We start from the raw sequence: 19,705 nt of genomic DNA, 5'->3' as shown, positions 1-19,705 counted from the left end.
CCGCTCGGCGAGAAATGGCGAGAGAGAGAAGGGTGACCGCGGCGCAAAAGTCCGGCTAGACTGGTCCGAACGTCAAGCAAAAGCCCGGGAGGTAATTTAAGTGAAGACCGCGATCACCGAACTGTTCGGCATCGAGCACCCCATCATTCAGGGCGGCATGCATTTCGTCGGCTTTGCCGAGCTGGCGGCTGCCGTCTCCAATGCCGGCGGGCTCGGCATCATCACCGGTCTCACGCAGAAGACGCCGGAGCTGCTGGCAAAAGAGATCGCGCGTTGCCGCGACATGACCGACAAGCCGTTCGGCGTGAACCTCACTTTCCTGCCGACCTTCGCCGCGCCGCCTTATCCGGAATACATTGCCGCCATCGTCGAAGGCGGCATCAAGTCCGTGGAGACCGCCGGCCGCAGCCCGGAAGCCTACATGCCCGCGCTGAAGGCCGCCGGGATCAAGGTCATCCACAAATGCACGTCGGTGCGCCACTCGCTGAAGGCCGAGCGCATCGGATGCGACGCCGTCAGCGTCGACGGCTTTGAGTGCGGCGGCCATCCCGGCGAGGACGACATTCCCAACATGATCCTGTTGCCGCGCGCGGCGGAGGAATTGAAGATTCCGTTCGTCGCGTCCGGCGGCATGGCCGACGGCCGCAGCCTCGTCGCGGCGCTGTCGCTGGGGGCGGCCGGCATGAACATGGGCACGCGCTTCATCGCCACCAAGGAAGCGCCGGTGCATCAGAACGTCAAGAACGCGCTGGTCGCCGCGACCGAACTCGACACCCGCCTGATCATGCGGAGCCTGCGCAACACCGAGCGCGTGCTGAAGAACGCCAATGTCGACCGCCTGCTCGAGATCGAACGCGAGAAGGGCGACAAGCTGAAGATCGACGACATCCACGACCAGGTCGCGGGCGTTTATCCCAGGATCATGTTGGACGGGCAGATGGACGCGGGCGCGTGGAGCTGCGGCATGGTCGCAGGCCTCATCCACGACATCCCCACTTGCAAGGAACTCGTCGACAGGATCATGGCTGAGGCGGAAACCATCATCCGTACCCGTCTAATGGGGTTTCTTGAAGAGACGGGTGCACCGCGAAAGGTCGCCTGACACCGCCAAACTTCTTAACCACGGCGGCAGTTGACCGCTGGAATTGCGCGCGACGCCTCCTAAATAGAGGTAAATTACCTCTTAACAATCGATTTCAGGAGGCGTCCGTGATTATGAAGAGCGCTCCTTTTGCAATGGCCGTTGTCCTCGTGCTCGCATGGGCCGGCGTCGCGCGCGCTGACGACTACAAGCCCGACGAATATCTCGGCCTCGATCTTTCGAAGGCGGTGTTGTCGCCGAAGCGGCTGGGGCCCGAAACCCAGTTCGCGCCGGTCGCGCTGGAGGCGCGCGGCGGCAACGAGGCGCAGGCGCGCGCCGAGCCGGTCGACGTGCCGAAGAGGGTCGCCGCCGAACGCGTGCGCGTGTCGGAGCCGAAGGTTGCGCACGCCAAGCCCGCGCACCCGCGCGGCGCGGCGCGCACCAAGCTCGCGCATCGTCACGGCAATCCGCTCGACGCGCAGGCGATGGACACCCGCATCCAGACCTGGCCGTGCCGCAGCGGCGGCATCTGCAACTGGAAGCATTAGGTCAGTTCCGAGCGTCATCCGCACGTCGTAAAACCGTAGGCCCGCGGTCAAGAAACCGTAAGCCGGGGGTCAAACGACGCAGGCACCTTCCGTCGCTAGTCGACGAAGGTTTCCTGAATGGTAGCGCTCCGCGCCTCGCGCGCCTGGACCCGGCGGCAATTCCTGGTCCGTTCCACCTCGAGCCTCACCGTTGCCGCGCTCGCAACGCCACATCTCAGCCGCGCCGCTGATCGTCCGCAGCTCGCAGGCGGCATCCAGTCCGGCGACGTCTCGGATGGCTCCGCGGTGATCTGGGCGCGCGCCGACCGGCCGGCGCGGATGCGGGTGGACTATTCGACCGTGGAGAGCTTCAAGACGATCATTGCGTCGGCTTCGCGCGATGCGTCGCCCGATGCTGACTTCACCTCGAAAGTGCTGCTGAACGATCTGCCGCCCGGGCAGGACATCTTCTATCGTGTGCGCTTCGACGACATCGCGACCGGCATCGCCGGCGAAAGCCGCGTCGGCCACTTCCGCACTGCGCCGGCTGCCGGCCGGTCGATCTCGTTCCTGTGGTCCGGCGACACCGCGGGGCAGGGCTGGGGCATCGACACATCGCGCGGCGGCTATCGCAGCTATCGCACCATGCTCGACAATCGCCCGGACTTCTTCATCCACTCCGGCGATCACATCTACGCCGACTGCACGATCCCCTCCGAGCAGAAGCTGCCGAACGGCGAGATATGGCGCAACGTCATGACCGAGGAGAAATCCCAGGTCGCGCACACGCTGGCGCAGTTCCGCGGCAATTACAAATACAACCATCTCGACGAGCACTTCCGCGCCTTCCACGCGCAGGTGCCGATGTTCGCGCAGTGGGACGATCACGAAGTCACCAACGACTGGTCGCCGACCGGCAGCTATGACGCCGCCGGCCATGAGGATGACGGCACCCCGCGCCTGGTCGCGCGTGCCCGCCGCGCCTTCTTCGACTTCATGCCGATCCGCGACATCGGCGCGCGAAAGGGGCGGGTCTATCGCAAGATCGCCTATGGTCCGCTGCTCGACGTCTTCATGATCGACATGCGCAGCTATCGCGACGAGAGCTGGAACAAGGGTGATGATCACCGCGGCTGGATCCTGGGCGCCGAACAGCTCGCCTGGCTGAAGCGTGAGCTCGCGGCCTCGCGCGCGACCTGGAAGGTGATCGCGGCCGACCTGCCGATCGGGCTGGTCAGCCTCGATGCGGTCGCGCTGGGGAGTGGGCCGCCCGACCGGCGCGAGCATGAGATCGCCGATCTTCTTGCGTCCATCAAGCGCGCCGGAATTCGCAACATCGTCTGGCTCACCGCCGACATGCATTACACCGCCGCGCATTACTACGATCCGAACAGGGCGCAATTCCAGGAGTTCGAACCGTTCTGGGAGTTCGTCTCGGGACCCTTGCATGCCGGCACCTGGGGCCCGGGCAAACTCGACGATACCTTTGGTCCGGTCGCGATGTACCAGAACGGGTGCAGTGAGGCGCAGGGCGAAAACCTCGCGCCCTGTTTCGGACTGCAGTTCTTCGGCAAGGTCGACATCGATGGCCGGACCGGCGTCATGACCGTAACGCTGAAGGACATCGAGAACCGGGACCTCTGGTCGGTCGATATCGTGCCGCAGCCGCAGGCGCGTCCAGCCGTGGTGGCGCAGCATTCCTAGGTCGCTAACCCGATCTTGATTGGCCGCCGTGCGCCTCCCGCGCTATGCTGTCCGTTCCCGCCACCTCTTTTCCATCCCCGAAGAGTCTGCTCACGCAGCATCGCTGCTGGTCTCCGGCGGGCTGAACGATGTCAGGAGCCTTTTCATGGATAATCTCAAGACCCAGGGCATCAGCATGCCCAAGCTCGGCCTCGGGACTTTCCGCATGCAGGGCGATGCCTGCCGTGCGGCGGTCGAGAGCGCGCTGTCGATCGGCTATCGCCATATCGATACCGCCGAGATGTACGGCAACGAAGAATCGATCGGCGCGGCGCTCGCCGCGGCCCGGCTGCCGCGGGGCGAGCTGCACGTCACGACAAAGGTCTGGCACGAGAACCTCAGCCCCGACGCCATCCGCCGCGCCTTCGACATCAGCCTGAACAAGCTGCGGCTCGACCATGTCGATCTCTATCTCGTGCACTGGCCGTCCAAGGCGGCGAACTGGGGCGCGGTGTTCGAGACCTTGATGACGCTGAAGCAGGAGGGGCGGACGCGGGCGATCGGCGTCGCCAACTTCACGACGGCGCTGCTGAAGATCGCGGTCGAGGACATCAAGGCACCGATCGCCTGCAATCAGATCGAATACCACGCCATGCTCGATCAATCGAAGGTGCTGGCCTATCTCAACGCCAAGTCGATCCCGCTGGTCGCCTATTGCCCGCTGGCGCAGGGACGCGTCGCGTCAGATGAGTTGCTGGCCGAGATCGGCGCCAGGCACAATGCAACCGCTGCGCAGGTCGCGCTGAAATGGCTGCTCGACCAGGACGGTGTCGCCGCGATACCGAAGGCGTCGCGGCGAGAGAGCCAGCAGGCCAATCTCGACGCGCTGAAGATCACGCTCGACGATGCCGACCGCAACAAGATCGCCGCGCTGCCGAAGGACAGACGCTGCGTCAATCCCGGTTTCGCACCGGCGTGGGACTGAGAGTCGTCGCTGAGCGCACCGTCTCTCTCCGCGTGCACATTTGTCAATTTGAATTCGCCGAGGAATACCCCTCATCCGGCGCTTCGCGCCACCTTCTCCCACAAGGGGAGAAGGAAGAAAGAACGCAAAGAAATGGCCCCGTGAGGGGCCATTTCCATATTGCGTTGCGCATTAGTCCCAATGGTGACGGTGGCCACGCTTGATCACGACGACGCGGTCGCGATTGTGCCAGCCGCGATGCCAACCGTGATCGCGATGCATGCCGTATTCGGCGCGGGCGCCATACATGCCGTGATGATGACCTCCGCGCTTGATCACCACCGTCTCCGCGCTGGCGAGCGTCGGCAATGCAACAGCGAGCGCGCCGACAGCGGCAAGCACATAACCAAACTTCTTCATGATGTCCTCCTCCAATGGAATGCAAATCTAAACGGCGCATTCGCGGGAACGTTCCGGAGGAATCGCAGGAGAATTCTGAACGCCTGTTCAGGTGGGTTAATCGCAGCGCTGTTGTGCAGGCGTTGGCGCGCCGGTCGCGACGTATTTGCCGTCCCTGATCGTGTACTCGCCGCGCTCGCTGCGATTGTAGATCGCGCGCAAGCTGCCTTGCTTCGAAAGGAGCAGGCCAAACTCGCGCGTCTGCTGCAGCAAGGGGAAGTACACCATCACATCGAGCAGGCCGTCGGCGTTGACCATCGCCGATACCACTTCGTTTTCGTCTTTGGCCTCGCCGAAATTGCGCCGGTACATCACCCTTCCGTCCTTCCGGATCTCGTAAATCAAGAGCGCGCCCTTGTCGCGGTCGGGCCGGGCCGCGCAGTCGACCGCCCATGAGCCGAGCAGGCCCCATTGCTCGACGGTCGTCGCAAGCGATTCGGCACCGGCCGCGGGCGTGAACGCAACCCACAGCACTGCTGCCGCAATCCAGCGGCTCAAACAACTCGTCATGTCCTGATAAGCCCCACCTCCGAATAATTCCGAAGTGTAGCATCCCACGCGCGATCGTCCACGCTGACCGCCATTCGCGCGCGAATTTGATCCGCGTCAATGAGGCCGGCCGCTTCCGGAGTAGGATGGCGTTCCCGAAGGCGAAATTGGATAGACCGATGCTGAATCAAGTCAGGGATTTCGCGGGCGAGGTGCTGCCGGGGAGCTGTGCCGTGCCGCCTTATTCCGAGACCGCGTTTCTGGCCGAGCTGGGCGACCGCTTGAAGTCCTCACGCATGCGCTGCGTCCTGTCGCGCCGGGAGCTGGCCCGCCGCTCCGGGATTTCCGAGCGCTACATCGCCCAGATCGAGGCCGGCAAGGGCAACGTCTCGATCGTGCTGCTGCTGCGGCTTGCCTCCGCGATCCACGGCAGCCAGCCCCAGATCGTCTGAAGGCTCAGGCCCGCTTCTCCACATTGGCGCTGCGGGCCGGCACGCCGAACTCCTTGCGGCAGATCTCGGCCAGCACGGCGACGCCCTCGCGGATCTGCTGATGCGAGGGGCTCGCAAAGCACAGCCGCAGTCGCGATCTGGAGTGGTTTTTGTCAGTCGACCATTCCGGCCCCGGATTGATCGATACGCCGGCGGCAAGCGCGGCCTGATACAGCTTCAGCGTATCGACCTGATCGGGCAGCTTCACCCAAAGGAAGATGCCGCCCTTCGGCTCCTCGAATTCGGCGGCCGTCCCGAACTGCTCGTTGACGGCCTCCATCAGCGTGTCGAGCTTGGTGCGCAGTGCCTTCGTCAGCGCCGGCACGTGGGTCGAGAAATGCGGCTTGCAATAGGCGGCGAGCACCATCTGCTCCAGTGCGCCGGAGCCGGCGTCCGTCTTCAGCGCCAGCATCCGCGACATCACATCCCAGGGCGCGACGATGAAGCCGACGCGCAGCGCGGGCGCGATCGACTTCGAGAACGAGCCGATATGGATCACGCCGCCGTTCCGGCTCATCGCATGGATCGCCGGCGGCCGCTGTCCTGACCAGACCAGATCGGCATAGCAATCGTCTTCGAAGATGGGCACGCCGTAGTCTGCCGACAGCCGCAACAGCTCCGTGCGGCGGCCCTCCGGCATGATGCTGCCGGTCGGGTTCTGCACGGTCGGAATGGTGTAGATGTACTTCGGCCGGATGCCGCGGCCCTTGAGGTCGGCAAGCATCGTGGCCAGCACGTCCATGCGCATGCCGTCCTTGTCGAGGGGGATGCCAACCACATTGACCCCGAGCCGCGCCAAACGGGTCAGCGAGCCCTGATAGCTATCCTGCTCGAAGATCACGGTATCGCCGCGCGTCAGCAGCGTGGCGTTGACGAGGTCGAGCGCCTGCAGCGAGCCGGAGACGATCAGGAGATCGTCGACCGTGCAGTTGATGCCGGCATCGCGCTTGAGTTTCGTCACCAGGAATTCGCGCAAGGGCAGATAGCCCTGGGGACCATGTGCCAGCCCGTAAGTGGCGAGCGAGCGGCCTTCGCGTTGCAGAGCCATGTTGGCCGCCTCGATCAGATGATCGAGCGGCAGCTGCTCGGCGTCGTTGTTGCCGCCGACAAAACTGTATTTGGCGAGACCCGTCCAGCGCGCAGAGGGGGCCGGCAGCCCTGCGGGAAACAGGGGCGCAAAATCGAAGCTGGACGTCATGGGAGCGTTCCTCATTCTATTCTTGTCAGGCTGCCGGCTTTGCGCAGGTCAGTCGTGCTTCTTACTTATTTCTTGCCGACCGTCCGGGTCGGACGGCCCTGGCTGATGAAAGCGTAATGCGCATTGGCGACGCCGCCAACCATCAAGGCCTCGACGGCAGGCTCGGCGATCTCGCTTGTTGCGGCCCAATCGACGAGGAAATTGGCTCCCGTCCCGCCGCGTACGTCGTCGGTCGGAATGAAGATCGAGACGGTGGCGAGGGGCTTCAACGCGACGGGTGCCTTCAGATAGCTCTCGACCTGCTTGCCTGAGGTATCGAAATAGCCGATGCGTTTGACCACCAGTGCTTGCGTCTCGGAGGCGTTGTGCACGCTCAGGGTCACCGAGAAGTCGACGCGCAGCTTGCCCTGGCTCATTGCGACGCTGGAATAGGCGGGCACATAGAACCCGCCGGAGACGACGAGTTCTTCTTTCGGCAGTGCGGTGAGGGAATCGGCAAAGCTTTGTTCGATATTGACCTTGGATTGAGCGAACGCGGGCACGGAGCAGGCCAGGGGGCATAGCAGCATTGCAATGGCGAGCCCCATCCGCATGTGACGAATTGCTCGCTTGCCGCGCCGCACTCGATCACTAGGGTGCGGCAAAACGGACCAATCTGGCATGCACGAGCTCATTCGCGACATCACTCTCTGTATCCTGTTTGCCTGGATGTTGGGCCTGCTTGCCCACTTCTCCAGGCAACCGTTGATCCTGGCCTATCTTATCGCCGGCTTCTGCATTGGTCCATTTGGCGCCGGCTGGGTCAAGTCGCAGGAATCGATCAGCGTCATCTCCGAGCTCGGCCTGATCTTCATGCTGTTCATGATTGGCCTGGAGATCGACCTGAAGAAGATCGTGCGGGCCGGAAAGGTCATCCTGTTCGCGGCGGGCGGCCAGCTCCTCGGCGGCTGTCTGCTCGGGTTGCTGTTCTTCGTCGGCATCGGCCTGTCGCTCGGCGGCGGGCAGTTCGATGCTGTTTACCTCTGCGTCGCCTGCGCGCTGTCGAGCACCGTCATCATCGTCAAGGTGCTCTACGAGAAGCGCGAGCTCGACACGCTGCCGGGCCGCATCACCCTCGGCGTGCTGGTGCTCCAGGACATCTTCGCCATCCTGTTTCTGGCGGTGCAGCCGAGCCTTGCCAATCTGGAAATCAGCGTCATCCTGCTCTCGATCGGCCGCGTCGCGGTATTGGTCGCCGCCGCCCTGCTGGTGAGCCGCTACGTGCTGCCGCGTCTGTTTCACCAGATCGCCCGCCGCCCCGAGCTGATCCTGCTCGGCGCGCTCGCCTGGTGCTTCCTGGTCGCCGAGACAGCCGAGCGGCTGTCGCTGTCCCGCGAGATGGGCGCCCTGATCGCCGGCGTCTCGCTCTCGACCTTTCCCTATGCGCTCGACGTCACGGCCAAGGTCACGACGCTACGCGATTTCTTCATCACGCTGTTCTTCGTCGCGCTCGGCATGACCATTCCCGTGCCCGGGCTCTCCGTGATCGGCCTTGCCCTGATGATCGCGGCGTTCACGGTGGTGAGCCGCCTCGTCACCACTTTCGCCCCGCTCTATCTGATGAAGCAGGGCCTGCGCGCTAGCCTGTTGCCGGCCCTGAATCTCGCGCAGATCTCCGAGTTCTCGCTGGTGGTGATCCAGACCGGCGTCGCCGACCACCACATAGCAGCCCAGACGGCGAATGCGGCCTCCTTCGCCTTCGTGGTGCTGGCCGTGCTCTCGACCTTCGTGATGACCCGCAGCGACGAGATCACCCGCTGGGCGATCGGCCCCCTCAAGCGGATCGGCCTGCGCGATCTCGACCACGGCAACGGCCATGGCGAGGAAGGGCACGAAGGCCATGGCGAGGCGCGCCGCATCGTCATCCTCGGCTTTTTCCGTGCGGCGAGCGCGCTGCTGGCCGAGATCGAACGGCAGGCCCCGGTGCTGCTCGAGCAGATCACCGTGATCGACTTCAACCCCAATGTGTACCAGACGCTGCTTTCGCGCGGCCTGCACGTGATCTATGGCGATATCAGCAGCGCCGACACGCTGCTCCATGCCGGCGTCGGCAAGTCCGAGATGATCATCCTCAGCGTACCGGATGCGCTTCTGAAGGGTGCCAGCAACGAGAAGCTGGTCCGCCACGTTCGCACCCTCAACCCGACCGCCATGATCGTTGCCACGGCCGATCTGTTGTCGGATGTAGGCGAACTCTACGCGGCCGGCGCCAGCTATGTCACCGTGACCCGGCTCAGCGACGCTCATGAGTTGTTCACGGTGATCGAGGCCGCCCAAGCCGGCCTGTTGGCCGACAAGCGTGCCGAGCTCGATCAGCGGCTCGGCGAGCGGCGCGAAGTGCTGCCCTGACCGCGCCCGGCCGGCTTCTCACCGGGCTTTTCCGCGCCCATATCCCTGGTATGCCCGTGCAAGCCGCCCGCCGGGCAGGGCTGCGGTCCGGCATATGTGGTTGCGCCGGGGACACTAGCGCCCCGGGCCAAGTCCGGCTAAGCCTCCGGGCCATAACCGATAGAGATTGGGAAATGCCGGATAACGTCCAGGAAGTCTTGCAGGCCTTTGCCCGGGGTGAGCTCGTGGTCGTCACCGACGACGATGACCGCGAGGGTGAGGGCGATCTGATCGTCGCCGCCTCGTTCTGCACCGCGGAGAAGATGGCGTTCATCATCCGCCACACCTCCGGCATCGTTTGCGCGCCGATCACCACCGAAGATGCGCGCCGCCTGCGGCTCGATCCGATGGTGGCCCACAACGATTCCGCGCACACCACCGCATTCACGGTTTCGATCGACTACAAGCCCGACGGCGGCACCGGCATCTCGGCCGAGGAGCGCGCCTCGTGCTGCCGCGCGCTGTCCAATCCCAACGCCGGCGCCAACGATTTCGCCCGTCCCGGCCATATCTTCCCGCTGATCGCCAAGGATGGCGGCGTGCTGCTGCGCTCCGGCCATACCGAGGCCGCGGTCGATCTGTGCAAGCTCTCCGGCCTACCGCCGGTCGGCGTCATCAGCGAGTTGATGAACGACGACGGCAGCGTGATGAAGGGCGAGCAGGTCGCCCGCTTCGCCGCCCAGCACAAGCTCAAGCATGTCACCATCGCCGACATGATCGCCTACCGCCAGGTTCGCGAGAAGCTGATCGAGCGGGTCTCGACCTTCGTCACCGAGAGCCCGATCGGGCCGCTGCAGGGCTATGCCTACCGCTCGCCGTTCGATTCCATCGCCCACGTCGCCTTCGTCTACAACGGCGTCGGCGACGGCAAGAACGTCCTGACACGCTTCCACAAGCCGAACATCGTCAAGGACATCTTCACCGGCCACAAGCGCATGGCGGCGGTGCTCGAGCACTTCAAGAAATCCGGCCGTGGCGTTCTGGTCTATCTGCGCGACGGTGCGGCCGGTGTCCCCGTGGCGCCGCTGCCTGATGAGAGCGCGACCGAGGCCGACCGCAACCGCCAGTGGCGTGAAGTCGGCGTCGGTGCGCAGATCCTGCGCGATCTCGGCGTCACCTCGATCCGGCATCTCACCTCCTCGGTGCACGACTACAAGGGCCTTTCGGGCTTCGGCATCGAGATCGTCGCCAACGAGCAGCTCGAAAGCTAGCGCTGTCATCTCAGGGTGCGCGAAGCGCATCCCCCGGGGTGAGCCTCACTCGTCCCCGGGATTCACGCAGACCCGATCATCTGCAACGCAATTGCACTTGTTGCCGCGGCGCTTTACGTTGTCGGGCAAATTTTGACGGAACCAGACGAAAGGACGTTTCATGACCGCGCGCCCTCAGGCCAAGGACAAGCCGGCTTCGGCTTCTTTCCAATGGGACGATCCGTTCCTGCTCGACGAGCAGCTCACCGAAGACGAGCGCATGGTGCGCGACACCGCGCGCGCCTACGCCCAGGACAAGCTGCTGCCGCGCGTTGCCAAGGCCTATCTCGAAGAGAAGACAGATCGCGAGATCTTCAACGAGATGGGCGAGCTCGGCCTGATCGGCATCACGTTGCCGGAGGAATATGGCTGCGCCAATGCAGGCTATGTCGCCTATGGTCTGGTCGCGCGCGAGATCGAGCGGGTCGATTCCGGCTACCGCTCGATGAACTCGGTACAGTCCTCGCTGGTGATGTATCCGATCTACGCCTATGGCGACGAGAACCAGCGCAAGAAGTACCTGCCGAAGCTCGCCAGCGGCGAGTGGGTCGGCTGCTTCGGGCTGACCGAGCCTGATGCCGGCTCCGATCCGGCCGGCATGAAAACCCGCGCCGAGAAAGTTTCGGACGGCTATCGCCTGACCGGCAGCAAGATGTGGATCTCGAACGCGCCGATCGCCGACGTGTTCGTGGTCTGGGCCAAGTCGGCCGCGCACGACAACCAGATCCGCGGCTTCGTGCTGGAGAAGGGCATGAAGGGCCTGTCGGCACCGAAGATCGGCGGCAAGCTGTCGCTTCGCGCCTCCATCACCGGCGAGGTCGTGATGGACGGCGTCGTGGTTCCGGAAGACGCGCTGCTGCCCAACGTCTCCGGCCTGAAGGGCCCGTTCGGCTGCCTCAACCGCGCCCGCTACGGCATCTCCTGGGGCGTGCTCGGCGCGGCCGAGGACTGCATGCACCGCGCCCGCCAGTACACGCTCGACCGCAAGCAGTTCGGCAAGCCGCTGGCTGCGACCCAGCTCGTGCAGAAGAAGCTCGCGGACATGCAGACCGAGATCGCGCTGGGCCTTCAGGGCTCGCTTCGCGTCGGCCGCCTGATGGACGAGGGCAAGTTCGCGCCCGAGATGATCTCGATCATGAAGCGCAACAATTGCGGCAAGGCCCTCGACATCGCCCGCGTCGCGCGCGACATGCACGGCGGCAACGGCATCTCGATCGAGTATCACGTGATGCGCCACGTCCATAACCTCGAGACCGTCAACACCTACGAGGGCACCCACGACGTCCACGCCCTGATCCTGGGCCGCGCGATCACGGGTATTCAGGCGTTTTTCTGAGCGCCATGTGTTCCATGGCAGTTGCCTTGCTCCGCTGTCATCGTCCGCCTTGTGCGCATTGCGCACTGGGGCGGACGATCCAGTATCCCAGAGACCTCGTCTTCGTCTCGACCGCCGCGGCGTACTGGATACCCCGCTTTCGCGGGGTATGACGGCAGAGAGTTTGGCTACAGGAAGTCCCATGTCCGACAATGACGACGTCCCGTTCAACCGCGACTTTCCGCTGAAGCCCGGCATCGTCGAGGAAGTCCGCCCCGGCGTGCGGCGGGTGCTCTGTAACAATCCGAGCCCGTTCACTTTCACCGGCACGGTCAGCTACATCGTGGGCCGGGGCAACGTTGCGATCATCGATCCCGGTCCGGACGACGAGGCGCATGCGGCGGCGCTGCTTGATGCTGTCGGCGGCGAGACGGTGAGCCATATCTTCGTCACCCACACCCACCGCGACCATTCGCCGAACACCGCGCGGATCAAGCAAGCGACCGGCGCGCCTGTTTACGCCGAGGGCCCGCACCGCGCCTCGCGCCCGCGTTTCGAGAGCGAGAAGCACAACCCGGAATCCGGCGCCGACCGCGACTTCGCGCCCGATATCAGGATCGGCCATGGCGACGTCGTCGAAGGAGACGGCTGGCGGCTCGAGGCCGTGGCGACACCCGGCCATACCGCCAATCACCTCGCGTTCGCCTGGCCCGAGCGGAAGTTCAGCTTCGTCGGCGATCACGTGATGGGATGGTCGACCTCGATCGTGGCGCCGCCCGACGGCTCGATGATCGACTACATGGAATCGCTGGATCGCCTCGCCGCGCGCGAGGAGGATGTGTATTTCTCCGGTCACGGTCCCGAAATTCCCGACGGTCCGCGCTTCGTGCGTTTCCTGATCCGTCACCGCAAGGCGCGCGAGGCCTCTATCCTGCACCGCCTTGCCAAGGGCGAGACCGACATCCCGACCATGGTCCGGGCGATCTATATCGGCATCGATCCGAGGCTCACCACTGCAGCGGGCTACTCCGTGCTGGCGCATCTGGAAGACCTGGTCGCCCGCGGCGTGGTGGCGACGGACGGCGATCCCGTGATTGGCGGGACCTATCGGATGGCGAACTAGTCTCTCGTCATTCCGGGGCGCGCGTTAGCGCGAACCCGGAATCCATTTATCCGCGGATGCTGCGGCCCGATGAATTCCGGGCTCGCCGCCTCGCGTCGCCCCGGAATGACATAAACCTATTTCTTCACCGTCTTCGATGGCGCCTTTGGCGGCGCCACCGGCGTCTTCTTCACCGGCTTGAGTGCGTCGGCATCGGCGGCGGTGTTGAGATCGTCGATGAATTTCTTCACACGCGCGGCGTTGCTGCCGAGGTCGCTCTCGAAATAGCGCGAGGCGGATCGGATATCGACGCGGGAATCCTCGCCATCGGGCACGACGCGGATCGCGATGTCCTCGCGGAACCCCATGATCGGCGAGCGCGCCACCGCCTCGATGCGGCCGATTCGGCGCGGCGGCTGCGGCGCGCGCTCGTCGATGACAAGCCATTTGCGCTTGTTGACGAGCTGAAGCGCGATCGCATAGGCGCGGTCGACTGAAATCTCGAGTTCGATTGGCTCGATATCGGGATAGAATTGACGCTGCTGCTCGGCCGAATAGAGGCCGGCATACACAGCGGTATTGGCACCATCGCCGGTGCGCAGGCGGGCCAGCGCGTCGAAGCGCGGCGGGTCGATCGGGTCCGTGGTGATGTCGTGGATCGCCGGCAGCTTGCGGTATTGCAGGCCGAGATAAGCTGGATAGGCGAGGATCGCGCCGTCGATCAGGAAGGCAAGCAGGATGCGCGCCATGCCGCGCGAGCCGTTCTGCCAGATCGCAGCGAAGCCGGCGAGCCCGAACAGGATCGAGAGCGCCGCAATCCCGAGCCCGCCGAAGAAGGTCGCGAGTGCCGGCTTCATCTCCAGGAAGCCGAACCGGACGATGATGATCGAGACCACCACCGCCACCACCGCGAACACGGCCAGATTGCGCGCCCAGCTCGCGAGGCTGGACACGGGCTCCGACTGATAGGGAGCGGAAAACCTGCGGGCCATCGGGTGAGCTCTGCCGGGGTCTTGGGGACGGTGCCGGCCGATCTGGCACGACGATGGGCCGTTGAGACCACGGCCCGCGGGCAAATTCAAGCGTTCCGCAGAAGGCTGCATCGTCATGGCCGAGCTTGACCCGGCCATGACGGTGGTGGCCGCCTACGCCGCCGCGTTCGGGAAGCGGTACTCCCTAAACTGGTCGCGCAGCGCGGTCTTCAGGATCTTGCCCGTCGCCGTATGCGGGATGCCTTCGACGAAGGCAACGTCGTCGGGCATCCACCATTTGGCGATCTTGCCGTCCATGAACTTCAGGATGTCCTCGCGGCTGGCCTGCTGGCCTTGCTTCAGCTGCACGATCAGCAGCGGACGCTCGTCCCATTTGGGATGGAACACGCCGATCACGGCGGCTTCCGCCACCGCGGGATGACCGACGGCGAGGTTTTCCAGCTCGATCGAGGAGATCCACTCGCCGCCGGACTTGATCACGTCCTTGGAGCGGTCGGTGATCCGCATGTAGCCGGCTTCGTCGATGGTCGCGACGTCGCCGGTGTCGAAGAAGCCGTCCTCGTCCAGAATGTTGGCGTCGACCCGGTAATAGGCCTTGGCAACGGCCGGGCCGGCGACCTTGAGGCGGCCGAAAGTCGTGCCGTCCCACGGCAGTTCCTTGCCGGCATCGTCGGTGATCTTCATCTCGACGGCGAACGGTGCGTAGCCCTGCATCTGCAGCACGTCGAGCCGTGCCTCGCCCGTCGCATTCTGGAACGGCGGCTTCAGCGCCGCGACGCTGCCGATCGGGCTCATCTCGGTCATGCCCCAGGCGTGGCGGACGTTCGAGCCCATGTCGAGGAAGGCCTTGATCATCGAGCGCGGCATCGCCGAGCCGCCGCAGATCACCATCTTCAGGTCCGGCAGTTTCAGATTGTTCGCGGTCATGTGCTGGAGCAGCATCAGCCACACCGTGGGCACGCCGGCGGTATGCGTCACCCTCTCGGTCGAGAGCAACTCATAGACCGAGGCGCCGTCGAGCTTGGCGCCGGGCATCACGAGCTTGGTGCCCTGCGACGGCGCCGAGAAGGCGATGCCCCAGCTGTTGGCGTGGAAGAGCGGCACCACGGGAAGCATGGTCTCGGAGGCGCTGGTGCCGAGCGCATCGACATTGTTGGCCATCAGCGCGTGCAGCACGTTGGAGCGATGCGAATACAGCACGCCCTTGGGGTCGCCGGTGGTGCCTGATGTGTAGCACATCGCGGCCGCCGTGTTCTCGTCAAAGTCCTTCCATTTAAACTTGCCGTCGGCCTCCGCAATCCAGTCCTCGTAGGCGACCACGTTCTTCAGCGTCGTCTGCGGCATGTGCGCCTTGTCGGTGAGCACGACGTAGCGTTCCACGCTTGTCAGCTTGTCGGCGATCTTCTCCAGGACCGGAATGAACGTGATGTCGGTCATCACGATGCGGTCCTGCGCATGGTTGATGATCCAGGCGATCTGCTCGGGGAAAAGGCGGGGATTGACGGTATGGCAGATGGCGCCGATCCCCATGATGCCGTACCAGACCTCGAGATGGCGCCAGGTGTTCCAGGCGATCGTTGCGACACGGTCGCCGAGCTTGATGCCGTCGCGCTCCAGCATCTGCGAGACCTTGAGCGCCCGCTTGTGGATATCGGCATAGGTGGTGCGATGGATCGGTCCCTCGACCGAGCGCGTCACAACCTCCTGCTTGCCATGAATCTTGGCGGCGTGTTCGATGATCCGGTGGCAGAGCAGGGGCCAGTCTTGCATCAAACCAAGCATTCGGTCGTTCCTCCGAGAAGCCGCTGGGCGGATTGTCGCTCTCAGCGTTGGGCCAAAGAATTGTCATGAGTTTTAGCCTGCCCGCCTTTCGCCGCAAATGGTCTTGTCGCGGCTATATGTCCGTCGGCGCGGCCATGGTTACCGTCGCGCTCGGGCTCGCGGATCGGGCTGAGGCGCGCAAATATGGGTCCCCGCTGGACATCTTTGGTATTGCTGCACCACGGCCGCGCGCGACGGTTCATTCTGCCAATATCTCTGGCAAGATCCCGCTCCCAAGGCCTCGCCCCGAGGAGGCCCCCAAGGCATCGGCCAAGGCGTCGGACGAGGCTCCTCCGGAGACCGGCGGCAAGCCTTCCGCGGAAACGCCGTCTCCCGGCAAGCCTTCCGTGGACAAACCTGGCAGCACCAAGCCCGCCGAGGAGGCCCCCCCGCCCGAGAAGCAGGCCTCGGCGTGCCGTCTCGCGCTGACCGAGGAGATCGCTATCGCGCCCTCGATCCCGGATATCCGCGGCCCCGGCGCCTGCGGCGGTGAGGATCTGGTGCGGCTCGAAGCCATCGTGCTGCCGGACAAGCGCAAAGTGGCGGTCAAGCCGGCGGCGATCCTCCGCTGCACCATGGCGTCCGCGATCGCCGATTGGGTGCGCAAGGACGTGGTGCCCTTGGCCGCGAGCCTCGGCTCGACCATCAGCGATCTCGACAATTTCGACAGCTTCGAGTGCCGCGGCCGCAACCGCGTTGCCGGCGCCATGCTGTCCGAGCACGGCAAGGCCAACGCGATCGATGTCCGCGCCATCAAGCTCGCTAACGGGCAATCGCTCGGCCTGACCGACCGCACGATGTCGCGCGAGGTGCGCGAGCGCGTGCTGCATTCGGTCTGCTCGCGCTTTTCGACCGTGCTCGGCCCCGGCTCGGATTGGTACCATGAGGACCATATCCATCTCGACCTCGCGCAGCGGCGCAACGACTACCGGATCTGCCAGTGGAACGTCTGGGATCCCCTGCCGCAGGTCGCCCCGCTGCTGCCGGCCGAACGGCCCGAGGAGGCGCCGCCGCGTGAGGTCGCGGCCAAACCTGAAGAAAAGCCCGAGACGAAGCAAGGCGCTGATGACGAGGCGGAGAAATCTCCTACGCCTGCGGACAAGTCGGCGGCCGAGGGCCACAAAGCCCAGCCGCACAAGCCGGCAACAAAAAAGCGCCGGTGAAACCGGCGCTTTTGAATGTCAGAGATCAGGAGGCAATCAGTAGCTGCCCGCCTGGCCAGTTCCGCCGCCGCCGAGCGCAAGGCGCGAATTGTACGGCGAGTCGCCATGCTTCGGTTCGAGCACCACGACGATGGTGCCGACCTTGACCCGGCCATAGAGGTCGATCGCGTCCTCGTTGGTCAGGCGGATGCAGCCCGACGAGATTGAGGCGCCGATATATTCCGGCTGATTTGTGCCGTGAATGCGGAACAATGTGTCCTTGCCGCCCGAATACAGATACATCGCCCGCGAACCCATCGGATTGTCCGGACCGGGGGCGACGAAGGTGGGCACGCCCAGGCGCGAAATCTCGCCGGGGGTCGGGTGCCAGGCCGGCCATTCGGTCATGCTGCCGACCTTGGCAATGCCGGACCAGGCCATGGCTTCTTCACCGACGGTGATGCCGTAGCGGATCGCCTTGCCGCCATCCAGGACGTAGTAGAGGTAATGGTTGTCGGAATCGACCACGATCGAGCCGGGCGATTCCTTGCGGTGGTACTCGACGATGGCGCGGCGGAACGGCTCTGCGACCGGGGTGTTCTCGTACCGAACCTTGGCAAGGAGTTCCTTGTCCTTCGGCTTGAATGCCTTGGTGTCGGTCGCTTCAAAATGCGTGGCCTGCATGCAGCCCGACAGCATCAGGCCAGCGGCCAAAATACCCAGCGTAACTTTCAGCAACGACATGATTTGGTTCCAATCGACAACAACAAGCTTTCGTGGGGCTTGAGCAGGCCCAATTCCACGATTCCGTTGGCCCCATTATCGTTGAAATCTGCCACAATTCCAGCCTTACGAAGCTTCTCCCGCGCTGCAAGACCTTACCTGTGGCTTTTCTGCCGCAAGTTTTGCGGGCCCGAGTCGGTTTCTGGGCAAAACGGGCACATGTGTCGATTCCGTGCCACAGTTGGGCCACGCCGCCGCCACAAATGCAAACGCTCCGTTAATGTGCTTGTCATCATCAACTTGTCAGAATCGCGCTAAGGGCTGTCAGTCTGTCGCAGGCCCCTCCTGGAGTTGTGCATGTTTTCTGTGTTTGTTCCCTCCGAGTCCTCCCTCAAGAAGGCCATCGTCGAGGATCTCGCGGCAGTACCGGAGCATGCGGTCTGGATCGACCTGGTCAACCCGACCGCGGCCGAGGACAAAGCCGTCGAGAAGCTCTCGGGGATCGCAATCCCGACCCGGGAGGACATGCAGGAGATCGAGATCTCGAGCCGCCTCTATATGGAGAACGGCGCGCGCTACATGACCGCGACGCTGATGTGCCACTCCGATACCGATATGCCCCGAACCACGGCGGTGACCTTCATTCTCGGCGACCACCGCCTGGTGACGGTGCGCTATGACCAGCCCAAGCCCTTTGCGCTGGTCGAGGCCAAGCTGGCCCGTTCCTGCACGCCGGCCATCACCGGCGAGATGGTGCTGATGGAACTGCTCGATGCCGTGATCGACCGCTGCGCCGACATCCTGGAGCGCTGCGGCGCCGAGATCGACCAGGTCTCGCATGACATCTTCGAGCCGGAGAGCGAGCGCCACGGTCATGCCAAGCAATATTCGCAAATCCTGATCTCGATCGGCCGCAAGGGCGACCTGACCTCCAAGGTTCGCGAGAGCCTGGTCTCGATCGGCCGTGTCGTCGCCTTCCTCTCGGCGGTGGTGGAGGGCGTGAAATGGTCGAAGGACATGCGCGAGCAGCTCAAGACCATGCAGCGCGACGTCGTCTCGCTGACCGATCATGCCTCCTATCTTTCCAGCAAGATCACCTTCGTGCTCGACGCCATGCTCGGCGTCGTCAATCTCGAGCAGAACAACATCATCAAGCTGTTTTCGGTCATGGCGGTTGTCCTGATGCCGCCGACGCTGATCGCCTCGATCTACGGCATGAACTTCAAGTCGATGCCGGAACTCGAATGGGCGCACGGCTATCCGTTCGCGCTGGTGCTGATGCTGATTGCGGCGATCGTTCCGTACTGGATCTTCAAGTGGAAGAAGTGGCTGTAATAGCTACCGAGACCTTACGCGGGACGCAGAGACACAGTGTCTGGTGTCGCAGAATAGAGCGGGATTGCGGCCGCACGGCGATGTGTGCTCGCCGCCCCAATTCCTCCGATAAAATTTGAGCGGTGGGCTGAACGTTTACGCGAAACTTGTCTGCGATAAGGAGCAGGTAAGCCGCGAGGAACAGCCATGGTTGAAAAACACATAACGACGCCCCCCAACGTCATCGATCTGGCGAGCTATCGCCACGTCGTGACGAGCGGCAAGGCGTCGTCGATGTCGGCACGCATGTGCCGACACTGTGGTGCTCCGCTGCTCGACGGTGAGAACGACGACGATTGTTCGACTGCAATCAGCACGGCCGCTCCGCAGCCACGCGAGCGGTCACGTCGGATTCGACTCGATTGAGCAACGGAAGCTAAGGGCGATCCAGGTCTTGCGGCGGCGTTGTCTGGATCGCCTTGCTCCCGCCCTTCGGCAAATCAGCTAGCGCTTCACGATCTGCGCCGTCGAGACGATGGTCTCGGCCACGACCCCGTTGCCGCTGAAAGAAGCCAGGTGCTCCCGGACGTCGCGTAGCATCGCCTCGACATTGTCGCCCAGCGCATCTGGTGATGACGACGAATAGGTCAGCGTGCGCCGCGTCAGGTCCTCCACGCCAACTACGTGGCTGGTCTCGACCGTGACGAGTTCGGTGGGCCGACCCATG

Annotated in this window: 20 protein-coding genes; 12 read left to right on the top strand and 8 right to left on the bottom strand. The window is 64.0% G+C overall.

Features of this window, described 5'->3' with window-relative positions:
* Positions 1-100 precede the first annotated feature (100 nt).
* From FXB41_RS00315 to FXB41_RS00300, 4 genes are all read left to right on the top strand, one after another.
* Positions 101-1,102 (top strand): NAD(P)H-dependent flavin oxidoreductase, encoded by a 1,002-nt coding sequence (locus FXB41_RS00315; protein WP_027568692.1) that lies wholly within the window; start codon positions 101-103, stop codon positions 1,100-1,102.
* Positions 1,103-1,236: 134 nt separating this feature from the next.
* Positions 1,237-1,629, top strand: a complete 393-nt coding sequence (locus FXB41_RS00310; RefSeq protein WP_246648483.1) for a hypothetical protein — start codon at positions 1,237-1,239, stop codon at positions 1,627-1,629.
* Between the two features lie 117 nt (positions 1,630-1,746).
* Entirely contained in the window at positions 1,747-3,312 is a 1,566-nt protein-coding gene (locus tag FXB41_RS00305) for an alkaline phosphatase D family protein (RefSeq protein WP_219678610.1), read from the top strand.
* Between the two features lie 145 nt (positions 3,313-3,457).
* On the top strand, positions 3,458-4,276 hold the full coding sequence (locus FXB41_RS00300) for an aldo/keto reductase (RefSeq protein ID WP_219678608.1): 819 nt from the start codon (positions 3,458-3,460) through the stop codon (positions 4,274-4,276).
* A gap of 171 nt (positions 4,277-4,447) precedes the next feature.
* Here the strand turns inward: FXB41_RS00300 and FXB41_RS00295 are convergent, their stop codons facing one another.
* Positions 4,448-4,675 carry a hypothetical protein gene (locus FXB41_RS00295; protein WP_007594737.1) on the bottom strand — a complete coding sequence of 76 codons (228 nt, stop codon included), beginning with the start codon at positions 4,673-4,675 and terminating at the stop codon, positions 4,448-4,450.
* A 96-nt stretch (positions 4,676-4,771) separates the two neighbouring features.
* Positions 4,772-5,224 carry a hypothetical protein gene (locus tag FXB41_RS00290; protein WP_219678606.1) on the bottom strand — a complete coding sequence of 151 codons (453 nt, stop codon included), beginning with the start codon at positions 5,222-5,224 and terminating at the stop codon, positions 4,772-4,774.
* Between the two features lie 158 nt (positions 5,225-5,382).
* On the opposite strand from FXB41_RS00290, the gene FXB41_RS00285 reads away from it, so the two are divergent.
* Positions 5,383-5,655 carry a helix-turn-helix domain-containing protein gene (locus FXB41_RS00285; protein ID WP_219678604.1) on the top strand — a complete coding sequence of 91 codons (273 nt, stop codon included), beginning with the start codon at positions 5,383-5,385 and terminating at the stop codon, positions 5,653-5,655.
* 4 nt (positions 5,656-5,659) lie between these two features.
* Here the strand turns inward: FXB41_RS00285 and FXB41_RS00280 are convergent, their stop codons facing one another.
* On the bottom strand, positions 5,660-6,892 hold the full coding sequence (locus FXB41_RS00280; protein ID WP_007594728.1) for an aminotransferase-like domain-containing protein: 1,233 nt from the start codon (positions 6,890-6,892) through the stop codon (positions 5,660-5,662).
* 65 nt (positions 6,893-6,957) lie between these two features.
* Complete coding sequence (locus FXB41_RS00275; RefSeq protein ID WP_219678602.1) at positions 6,958-7,485, bottom strand: DUF3124 domain-containing protein; 528 nt, start codon at positions 7,483-7,485, stop codon at positions 6,958-6,960.
* A gap of 67 nt (positions 7,486-7,552) precedes the next feature.
* Here FXB41_RS00275 and FXB41_RS00270 point away from each other — a divergent pair, with 67 nt between their 5' ends.
* The 4 genes from FXB41_RS00270 to FXB41_RS00255 all read left to right on the top strand — a co-directional run bounded on the left by FXB41_RS00270 (position 7,553) and on the right by FXB41_RS00255 (position 13,007).
* Positions 7,553-9,280: a cation:proton antiporter domain-containing protein gene (locus FXB41_RS00270; RefSeq protein WP_219678601.1), complete on the top strand. Its 1,728-nt coding sequence runs from the start codon at positions 7,553-7,555 to the stop codon at positions 9,278-9,280.
* Positions 9,281-9,453: 173 nt separating this feature from the next.
* Complete coding sequence (gene ribB / locus FXB41_RS00265; protein WP_007594722.1) at positions 9,454-10,530, top strand: 3,4-dihydroxy-2-butanone-4-phosphate synthase; 1,077 nt, start codon at positions 9,454-9,456, stop codon at positions 10,528-10,530.
* A gap of 160 nt (positions 10,531-10,690) precedes the next feature.
* Positions 10,691-11,905 carry an acyl-CoA dehydrogenase gene (locus tag FXB41_RS00260; RefSeq protein WP_007594720.1) on the top strand — a complete coding sequence of 405 codons (1,215 nt, stop codon included), beginning with the start codon at positions 10,691-10,693 and terminating at the stop codon, positions 11,903-11,905.
* Between the two features lie 181 nt (positions 11,906-12,086).
* A complete protein-coding gene (locus tag FXB41_RS00255; RefSeq protein WP_219678599.1) occupies positions 12,087-13,007 on the top strand; it encodes an MBL fold metallo-hydrolase in 921 nt (306 codons plus the stop codon).
* A gap of 116 nt (positions 13,008-13,123) precedes the next feature.
* Here FXB41_RS00255 and FXB41_RS00250 read toward each other — a convergent pair whose 3' ends face one another.
* Together FXB41_RS00250 and FXB41_RS00245 are read right to left on the bottom strand one after the other, a co-directional pair.
* A complete protein-coding gene (locus FXB41_RS00250; RefSeq protein ID WP_219678596.1) occupies positions 13,124-13,978 on the bottom strand; it encodes a DUF1499 domain-containing protein in 855 nt (284 codons plus the stop codon).
* Positions 13,979-14,131: 153 nt separating this feature from the next.
* Positions 14,132-15,760, bottom strand: a complete 1,629-nt coding sequence (locus FXB41_RS00245) for a fatty-acid--CoA ligase (RefSeq protein ID WP_219678594.1) — start codon at positions 15,758-15,760, stop codon at positions 14,132-14,134.
* Between the two features lie 65 nt (positions 15,761-15,825).
* Between FXB41_RS00245 and FXB41_RS00240 the strand changes: the two genes are divergently transcribed.
* Positions 15,826-16,962 (top strand): extensin family protein, encoded by a 1,137-nt coding sequence (locus FXB41_RS00240; RefSeq protein ID WP_219678592.1) that lies wholly within the window; start codon positions 15,826-15,828, stop codon positions 16,960-16,962.
* 36 nt (positions 16,963-16,998) lie between these two features.
* Here the strand turns inward: FXB41_RS00240 and FXB41_RS00235 are convergent, their stop codons facing one another.
* Positions 16,999-17,685: a L,D-transpeptidase gene (locus FXB41_RS00235; RefSeq protein ID WP_007594711.1), complete on the bottom strand. Its 687-nt coding sequence runs from the start codon at positions 17,683-17,685 to the stop codon at positions 16,999-17,001.
* Between the two features lie 336 nt (positions 17,686-18,021).
* Between FXB41_RS00235 and FXB41_RS00230 the strand changes: the two genes are divergently transcribed.
* On the top strand, positions 18,022-18,999 hold the full coding sequence (locus tag FXB41_RS00230) for a magnesium transporter CorA family protein (RefSeq protein WP_007594709.1): 978 nt from the start codon (positions 18,022-18,024) through the stop codon (positions 18,997-18,999).
* A 186-nt stretch (positions 19,000-19,185) separates the two neighbouring features.
* Entirely contained in the window at positions 19,186-19,404 is a 219-nt protein-coding gene (locus FXB41_RS00225; RefSeq protein WP_106942821.1) for a hypothetical protein, read from the top strand.
* A gap of 78 nt (positions 19,405-19,482) precedes the next feature.
* Here the strand turns inward: FXB41_RS00225 and FXB41_RS00220 are convergent, their stop codons facing one another.
* Positions 19,483-19,704 carry a hypothetical protein gene (locus FXB41_RS00220; protein ID WP_246648481.1) on the bottom strand — a complete coding sequence of 74 codons (222 nt, stop codon included), beginning with the start codon at positions 19,702-19,704 and terminating at the stop codon, positions 19,483-19,485.
* Position 19,705 lies beyond the last annotated feature (1 nt).

This window comes from Bradyrhizobium canariense (assembly GCF_019402665.1).
Lineage (GTDB): Bacteria > Pseudomonadota > Alphaproteobacteria > Rhizobiales > Xanthobacteraceae > Bradyrhizobium > Bradyrhizobium canariense.
The sequence above is the reverse complement of the archived record's forward strand: the minus strand, read 5'-3'. Positions and strand labels throughout refer to the sequence as shown.